The 8,731-nt window shown below is 38.1% G+C and carries 7 protein-coding genes and 1 tRNA gene; 3 read left to right on the top strand and 5 right to left on the bottom strand.

All coding sequences use genetic code 11. From position 1 onward, the window contains the following. Positions 1-65 precede the first annotated feature (65 nt). Entirely contained in the window at positions 66-296 is a 231-nt protein-coding gene (locus FJR06_RS23685; protein WP_041457863.1) for a hypothetical protein, read from the top strand. A gap of 340 nt (positions 297-636) precedes the next feature. Next, complete coding sequence (gene ndhD1, locus FJR06_RS23680; protein WP_174782929.1) at positions 637-2,205, top strand: photosynthetic/respiratory NAD(P)H-quinone oxidoreductase subunit D1; 1,569 nt, start codon at positions 637-639, stop codon at positions 2,203-2,205. 161 nt (positions 2,206-2,366) lie between these two features. Here the strand turns inward: ndhD1 and FJR06_RS23675 are convergent. Both FJR06_RS23675 and FJR06_RS23670 read right to left on the bottom strand, forming a co-directional pair. Beyond that, positions 2,367-2,437: transfer RNA gene (locus FJR06_RS23675), tRNA-Gly, on the bottom strand. A 50-nt stretch (positions 2,438-2,487) separates the two neighbouring features. Continuing rightward, entirely contained in the window at positions 2,488-3,591 is a 1,104-nt protein-coding gene (locus FJR06_RS23670; protein ID WP_168652393.1) for a hypothetical protein, read from the bottom strand. Positions 3,592-4,131: 540 nt separating this feature from the next. Between FJR06_RS23670 and FJR06_RS23665 the strand changes: the two genes are divergently transcribed. Continuing rightward, positions 4,132-4,728: a GNAT family N-acetyltransferase gene (locus tag FJR06_RS23665; protein WP_015079716.1), complete on the top strand. Its 597-nt coding sequence runs from the start codon at positions 4,132-4,134 to the stop codon at positions 4,726-4,728. Between the two features lie 176 nt (positions 4,729-4,904). Here the strand turns inward: FJR06_RS23665 and FJR06_RS23660 are convergent, their stop codons facing one another. From FJR06_RS23660 to gor, 3 genes are all read right to left on the bottom strand, one after another. Continuing rightward, the gene (locus tag FJR06_RS23660) at positions 4,905-6,044 is read right to left on the bottom strand and encodes a histidinol-phosphate transaminase (protein WP_015079715.1); all 1,140 of its coding nucleotides are present in this window, start codon (positions 6,042-6,044) and stop codon (positions 4,905-4,907) included. A 120-nt stretch (positions 6,045-6,164) separates the two neighbouring features. After that, positions 6,165-7,151, bottom strand: a complete 987-nt coding sequence (gene dcm / locus FJR06_RS23655; protein WP_168652392.1) for a DNA (cytosine-5-)-methyltransferase — start codon at positions 7,149-7,151, stop codon at positions 6,165-6,167. A gap of 79 nt (positions 7,152-7,230) precedes the next feature. After that, positions 7,231-8,610 (bottom strand): glutathione-disulfide reductase, encoded by a 1,380-nt coding sequence (gor, locus tag FJR06_RS23650; RefSeq protein ID WP_168652391.1) that lies wholly within the window; start codon positions 8,608-8,610, stop codon positions 7,231-7,233. Positions 8,611-8,731: the final 121 nt, after the last annotated feature.

Here is an 8,731-nt window from a genome sequence, read left to right as displayed (position 1 = left end):
ACCTTTAAAACTCAAACCTCAGTGCGTCTACTCTTCGAGATCACGAAGCGTGATTGCGCCTTTGCGTGAGACTAAAATTCATACCCTTAATCAGCAACGCCTTAAAATCTACTGGGGTGATTTTTCAGCCAAAAGACGAAAAAACGTGGCTATTTACCTATAAAAACCGGGAATACATGATTACTTTTTACCCAGATGTATTTGATGAAATACCTTCTTTAATTCTCATGAATTTTGGAGAACCCTTGTTTGCAGAATTGTTGCGGTTAGTTCAGAACCAGGGGAAACGCAGCTAATTTTTTTGACAAAATGTAACTTATCAGGAGAACACATCTGTACTTTAGACAAAAAATAGAGAATGTGGGGGTTGACATTCGGTTTTAAATTTGTTATCATAAAATTGATAAGGAAGAACTATCATAAAATAATTCTGTAGATTGGGGATGATGGGAGGAAAACCAATACCTAATTCCTGATGTTAAAGACTTAAATAAATAAAATTAACTTATTTTGAACTTGGTTTGAGCATTTACGTTAATCTTATAGCTGTAATCGTTTATTTAACTTGATTCAGAAGTCACTAGATAATGAATTTTTGCCAAACATGATTTTAATTACAGATTGATTATGTTGAATATAGCTAATTTCCCGTGGCTGACGACGATTATTTTATTTCCCATAGCCGCGTCACTGCTGCTTCCTATCATCCCAGATAAAGACGGAAAAACGGTGCGCTGGTATTCTCTCACTGTGGGGCTGATAGATTTTGGCCTAATTGTCTGCGCTTTTTATACTAGCTACGATTTCGCTAATCCCGATTTGCAACTGGTGGAAAGTTATCCCTGGGTTCCACAGTTGGGTTTAAATTGGTCATTAGGGGTTGATGGCTTGTCCATGCCTTTGGTTCTCTTGACCGGGTTTATTACCACTTTGGCGATTTTAGCAGCTTGGCCAGTAACGCTGAAACCAAAATTATTTTATTTCCTCATTTTGGCAATGTATGGTGGTCAAATTGCGGTTTTCGCTGTCCAGGATATGCTGTTATTTTTCCTGGTGTGGGAACTGGAACTTGTGCCAATATACTTCCTGCTATCAATTTGGGGCGGTAAAAAGCGTCAATATGCAGCAACTAAATTTATTTTATACACTGCTGGTGGTTCGCTGTTTATTTTACTGTCTTCCTTGACAATGGGATTTTATGGCGATACTGTGACTTTTGATATGCGATCGCTCGCATTGAAAGACTACGCCCTGAATTTACAACTTTTACTCTACGCTGGCTTCCTGATTGCCTACGCTGTCAAGTTGCCGATTATTCCCCTCCATACCTGGCTGCCAGATGCCCACGGTGAAGCTACAGCGCCGGTGCATATGTTACTGGCAGGTATTTTGTTAAAAATGGGTGGTTATGCCTTAATTCGCATGAATGCCCAAATGCTACCCGATGCCCACGCTTATTTTGCACCCGCATTAGTAGTTTTGGGGGTAGTAAATATCATCTACGCTGCCCTAACCTCCTTTGCCCAGAGGAACTTAAAACGGAAAATTGCCTACTCTTCAATTTCCCACATGGGCTTTGTTCTGATTGGGATTGCCTCTTTTACTGATTTGGGTTTAAGTGGGGCAGTTTTACAAATGGTTTCTCACGGATTAATTGGGGCAAGTTTGTTCTTTTTAGTCGGTGCAACTTATGATCGCACACACACCTTAATGTTAGATGAAATGGGTGGTGTCGGTAAGAAGATGCAGAAGATTTTCGCCATGTTTACAACTTGTTCCATGGCTTCTTTGGCATTACCAGGAATGAGCGGTTTTGTCGCCGAATTAATGGTATTTGTGGGCTTTGCAACTAGCGATGCTTATAACCCAACATTCAAAGTTATTGTCATTTTCTTGATGGCTGTTGGTGTGATTTTAACGCCAATTTATCTACTATCAATGTTGCGCGAGATTTTCTACGGACAAGAGAATGAAGAGTTGGTTTCTCATCAAAATTTAATAGATGCTGAACCCCGCGAAGTCTTTATTATTGCTTGTTTGTTGATACCTATTATTGGTATTGGTTTTTATCCCAAATTGCTAACGCAAATGTATGACGCGACAACTGTACAATTAACAGCAAGATTGCGTGATTCTGTCCCCACGTTATTAGCAAATAAAGCGGTGGAAAATGTTTCTTTGACTGCGCCGATAATTGGTAATTAATTTATAATTACAACTGGGGTGGGTTTTATGCCTACCCTTGTTTCGCGCAGAGACGCTAAGGAGCAAAGACGCAAAGCTAATCTATATCGGCGATCACTAAACATAAAATGTAGGAACGCTTAATCAGTATTGAGTATAAGTTTTAAAAGCTTTCATTCAAAAGCGGGTGGCGGGAATCGAACCCGCATGATCAGCTTGGAAGGCTGGAGTTTTACCACTAAACTACACCCGCGTGCTTCTGACTTAACTAAGATAACATAGCTTTTATCAAATTGCAAGTAGCTATGGAGAATTTATGGGTTTAATTTTAAGACGAATATATAAATTGCTCAAATCGGGTTTTGATCCATCTTGATTATAAGCAGCAAGAAAACTCTCTTGTGCAAATATCTGGTTAAGTGCTTGTTCATAAATATTTGCTTGGCTGCGGAGTGCGGCTGGTTCAATCGTTATCACTATCGCTTGTTGAAATTGTCCATTTTTATCAATTATTAAACTAGCCAGTATATTTGCTGGTTTCAAATCCTCGTCGCTGGGAAGTATACTAGCCTCTAATTCCTTTTCTGTACTTCCTTTATATTCAGCCAGAACATCTGGTAAAGCATCTGCTATCAGTTGTTTTTGTTGTATTAATTCACTAACTTCTTCCTTCAGTATAGGACTGACGGTAGCTATAGCCCCCCCTCTATTAGCTGTTAGGGAAGGTTCTGTTGTGGGAGTTGGGGAATCAGCAGGAATATCTTTGGGAAGCAGAGTTCCCTCTCCTAGTTTAACTTCTTGACGACTATTCCAAGGACGTTCACTTTCGGGAATTATTGATGTTGGTTCTGGTGTTGGGTTTGTTGGATATGATTGTTGTCTAACTGGTAGTTTTTCAACTTCAGTTTTTTCAACTTCAGTTTTTTCAACTTCAGTTTTTTCAACTTCAGGTTTTCTAACTTCAGGTTTTTCAACTTCGAGTTTTCTAACTTCAGGTTTTCTAGCTTCAGGTTTTCTAACTTCAGGTTGTTCAGATTTATCTTGTTCTGGTAAATTAACACTAGAATCAGCATCATCTTGATTACTGAGTTTAACAGATGCTGATTTTGGTGGAGTTGAAAAAGAAGATTGTGGTTTAATCTTTGGAGTTGTTGATTGGGTTTTGATTTGAGATTTTGGTTCGGAAGCAATTTCCATGAAGTCAATGGGAATCGAACTTTGGTTAGACTGGGGAAACCACGCTTGAAACTCATTTGATGAACGCATTAACCAAAATACTAATAAATGAAGAGACACAGAACCAATACAAACAAAAGTCCATAACCAAGGAGGATCAGTATGTCGTTTGAAGTTTTTAGATGTAATTGAACTATCATTTAAATGATTATTTGTAACGGTTGGTATCATGTTAATTTAAAAGTTGGATCTAACTAAAGAAAGAATTGCCAAAATTTTTAGTAAAGATGGTAGCGTTATGAATAATACATCAGGTTGACTTGTAGCCAAAGTATACTATTAAAGAAACACCTCTTTCTAAATTTAGCAATCAGCAATCACAACTAATAATAAGGCGTTGTCCTTTTAGGTAAAATGTCCCCCAGGATTGAGTATTATTCTAGGTTATGATTCTATTATCCATTACTCAGTACCTATCCCACCAGCTTCTTTAGTTCCCAAGTAGGGAAATTTTTTAGCTCGAATCCGCTCAGATATTTCGGTTAGATCGGTTTTACCACCTTGATGATAAGTTACTCTAACTACATAATGATTAACTAATTGTTTTCTTTAAGATACCATTTAGTTATAATTGGCAAAGGTACTAGGAAAATATCCTGTTATAGCTGTTGCCAGGTAGGTGAGAACGGACAGTCATCAAAAAAGTGAGCCCCCAAAACACTTTCAATCTTTCTGTCCCCTGCTATTAATCAAATTAATCCCCAACTAGCTTTGAAATCCTGGTTTTTTAACCCTACCCAACCCCAAGCCAGATCAGAAACCGCTACTCTACCTGTTGGACAACTCCAAATTCGTGTAGCTACACCTGATGATCTCATGAATATTGCTCAAATTGTGGCGCAAAGCTTTCACTCTCAGCAGGGTTTATGGGGTTGGACTTTCGCTTTGTTTCGTATGGGTATTTATGAAGATCTCAGGCATCGTCTTCAGTCTCCCACAAGCCATCATATTTGTTTGGTTGCTGTTGATGCTGCCAGTGAAGATCAGAAAATTATGGGAACTATAGAAATGGGTGTCAGGATTACTGATGCTTGGACTAGTATAAATCCAGGTTTCCCTTATCTATCTAATTTAGCTGTTCACCCCAGTTACCGCAGATTGGGTGTAGGTGCTAGTTTACTGGTTCGCTGTGAGCAAATCTCCCAAGAATGGGGATTTCAAGACTTGTATCTCCATGTTTTGGAAAACAATCATCAAGCCCGTCAGCTTTATTTTAAGTTGGCATATCGGGTATATAAAGTTGAATCCCCTTGGAATGCACTTTTTCTCAATCGCTCACGTCAGATATTACTACATAAACGAATATAGCAGGAGTCACTGAGTCAGTTTTTGTATTGATCAGTTTGAATTTTTTTCCCCGCAGAAATAGTTGTTAATATTCCAGATGAAGCTTTTGCTATTTTGGTTGGTGTGTTGACACAAACTGCAATAATAGTTCGCCGCATAGGTATTGATCTTGATAATTAATGGAGAATAATTATTCCCTATTCATGTAAAGCAATTTGTATTCGCTCTGTTGTGCGCGTGTTTTCTGCTGGTGTGCCGATAGTGATTCGTAAGCCATTGGGTAGAAGTCTAATCAGAGTCCCCTGACTTCTGAGTTTTTGGTTAAGATTTGTTAAAATTGTAACTAGTGAGTGAGCATCATCAGTTTTAACACGCAAGTAAATAAAGTTGGTGGTGCTGGGTGTAATTTCTAGATTCGGGTGTGTTGATAAAGCTGTGATCATTTTGGTTCTTTCACTCAGGGTTTGGGGAATTGACTCTAGTAAAAGTTGCCGATTTTCTAAAGCTATGAGGGCAGCAGCGATGGAAAAGCTGGGAAGATTGTAAGGAAGACGGACTTTTTCTAAAATAGCGATCGCATCTGGATGTGCGATACAATAACCTACACGCATGGCGGCAAGACGAAAGGCTTTGGAAAAAGTCCGTAATATTATCCAATTAGGATGTTGTAATAATTCCGCAGCTAAAGTAGTTTGACTAAATTCAAAGTAAGCTTCATCAATAACTACTAAAATTTCTTCTGGTAAACTTTTTAACCATTCTATTTCTGCTGTTGTTAAACAATTAGCTGTGGGGGAATTGGGGTGAACGACAAAAACGACGCGAATAGGGGGATTTTGTGTTTGGGCAATGGCAGATTTAGCTGCTTCTAAATCAGTTTCAAAATTGCTTTGATTTCTCCCGACTGTAACCACAGGAATGCCCAAAGTCTGCGCCAAAATTCCATACATGGAAAAGGTAGGATTGGCAACTAATATAGCACCTTCTCCTCCTAAACAGGTGGCAATTAATAGGGATCTAATTAATTCATCTGAACCATTACCAACGGAAATATTATCAGCGGTGAAAGTTGAATTTGCCAGATTTGCCGATTCGTTGACATATTGGGAAATGGCATTTTTTAAAGTTTCATGGCCACCATCAGGATAACGATTAGTTTCAATAAGTTTTTCATAAGTCCAAGCTAATTTTTCTTTGATTTCTGGTGGTAAATCTAAGGGACTTTCATTAGTATCTAATCGGTCAAATTGAATAGCGACTGGTTCGGCATTATCACTACCAGGATGAGCTTTATAAGCGTTAAGTTTGGATAAATCGGAACGGATAAATTTAAGCATTTGTTATTGGTGATTGGTGATTGGTGATTATATACCTTGTTCCCAGTCTCTGACTGGGAATACTATCACAGAGGCTCTGCCTCTACTGTTATGGAAAATGAAGGCAGAGCCTTCTATAATTCATTCCCATACAGAGTATGGGAACGAGGAACGAGAAATTTTTTTAACATTCAGATTTACTAATATTGCATTAATTACAGAATCAATCACAGTAGCAACACAAGGAATAGCGATGGCATTACCAGTTAATTTTCGCATGGTTTGATAACTTCCTACTATTTTATAAGATTCTGGAAAACCTTGCAATCTTAACATTTCTCTTTCTGTTAATCTTCTTTCTCCATTGACTAATAAATAATTATAAGATGCTCCTGCTCTCAATGCACAGGAATAAGGATATACACTGATATTACCAGATTTATTTTCATGCCATATTGTTGGTTGATCATATTTTTGATTAAGCTTGACTTTTTCTAAACGATTTTGGCGAATTTTTTCAGATGCGTAATAAAAGTCAGAAACAGGCTTTTCTAATATTTCTGATAAAGGCTGCATAGGCATTTTGATTAATGGCCAATTAAAATTATGATGATGAGTTTGATTTTTTAACCCGACTATCAAAATCCTTTCTCGTTTTTGCGGTAAACCAAAATTAACAGCATTAAGAATTTGATAATCTGTATAATATCCTAAATCTTTTAATGTATTAATAATTATTTGTAATGTTTGCCCTTGTTGATGTCCTTTTAGTTGTTTGACATTTTCTAATATAAAAGCTGAAGGTTGTTTATTTTTAATAATTCTGGCAATATCAAAAAATAATGTTCCTCTAGTATCTTCAAATCCTTTCAGTTCTCCACAAATGCTAAAAGGTTGACAAGGAAAACCACCTAATAGTATATCATGGTCAGGAATATCATTTTCATCAATTTTTGTAATATCTCCTATGGGTGTTTCTCCAAAATTTTCTAAATATATTTTTTGGGCATTTATATCAATGTCACTAGAAAAAACACATTGGCATGGAATTTTATAATTATGACAAATCCTTTCAATTGCTAATCTAAATCCACCTGTACCACTAAATAAGTCTATAAACTTGATCATTCACTTTGATGAAATATATGCAAACTAAACCTATCACAATTTTAGGGGTTTAGCACTGCTAAACCCCTACCAAATACAATTATCGCATGGTGACAAATTCCTCTGCTGCTGAGGGATGAATACCTACAGTGGCATCAAAATCAGCTTTGGTTGCCCCCATTTTCACAGCAATAGCGACACCTTGAATAATTTCTGCGGCACTATCTCCCACCATGTGAGCGCCTAAAATCTTATCAGTGTTAGTATCTACTATCAACTTCATCATGGTTTTTTCTTGCTTACCCGGTAAAGTGTAGTACATGGGGCGGAAGCTAGTTCGATAAATTTTGATATTATCATCACCGAATTTGTCCCTAGCTTGGGCTTCTGTCAAACCCACTGTAGCCGCTTCTGGGGTGGTAAATACGGCTGTAGCAACGGTTTCGTGACTGAATTCGCGACGATTGTTGCCAAATTCGCTGTCAGCAAAAGCACGTCCTTCACCAATAGCCACGGGTGTTAAATTTAAGCGGTCTGTGACATCACCAACAGCATAAATATGGGGTTGGCAAGTTTGACTATATTCATTGACGGAAATTGCATTTGAGGTGCTGTATCCTGGTTCTTCTTCAGAACTGGGAACACAGTCAAGTTGGGCATTTTCTAAGCCTAACCCCTCTATGTTGGGACTGCGACCGGTGGCTACTAAAAATACATCAGCAATAATGGGTTCTTGATTTTCTCCCGATAAGGTTAATTTCAGTCCTGCGTCTACTTTTTCTATTGCTGTCACTTCAGTATTTTGGATAATACGAATACCATGATTCGTCATTCCTTCTTGGATACTGGTGCGGATATCTTGGTCAAAACCGTTCAAAATTTGCTCTTTGCGGATAATTTGCGTGACTTCTGAACCTAAACCGCCCATGATACAAGCAAATTCACTACCAATATAACCAGAACCAATGATAGCGATATGTTTGGGTTGGGTTTTCAGGTGAAAGATTTCATTGGAGGTAATACCGTGTTCTATACCTGGAATCTCTGGTTTAATGGGACGACCACCGACAGCAATTAAAATTTTCGCGGCTGTATATTGTTTACCATTCACTTCGACTGTGTGGGGGTCTACAAAACTAGCACGACCGGAAATTAGTTCTACTCCGGCTTTTTCTAAAAAGCTGATGTGAAGTTTGGAAAGTCTGTTAACTTCGTTATCTATGGATGTAATAAAATGTTCCCAGTCAAATTTTACGTCTCCCACTGTCCAACCATAACCTGCGGCTTCTTGGAATTGAGCCCGAAAGTGAGAACCATAAACCATGAGTTTTTTGGGGACACAACCGCGAATTACGCAAGTACCACCAACTAAATCATATTCGGCGATCGCCACTTTTGCACCATAACTAGCCGCCCGTTTAGAAGCAGCCAAACCCCCAGAACCAGCACCAATCACAAACAGGTCGTAATCAAAAGTCATAAATTTCTACTTTTTTCACTAAAAATAGACTATTCAACTATATATAGTCAAGTTGCCTAGATTTAATCTAACGTAACTAACAACTAACAACTAACAACTGTACGGGCGAAGCATTTGGAGA

The sequence above is a fragment of the Dolichospermum sp. UHCC 0352 genome, from assembly GCF_009711925.1.
GTDB lineage: Bacteria > Cyanobacteriota > Cyanobacteriia > Cyanobacteriales > Nostocaceae > Dolichospermum > Dolichospermum lemmermannii.
Note: the sequence above shows the minus strand (reverse complement) of the source record. Positions and strands in the feature narration are given on the sequence as shown.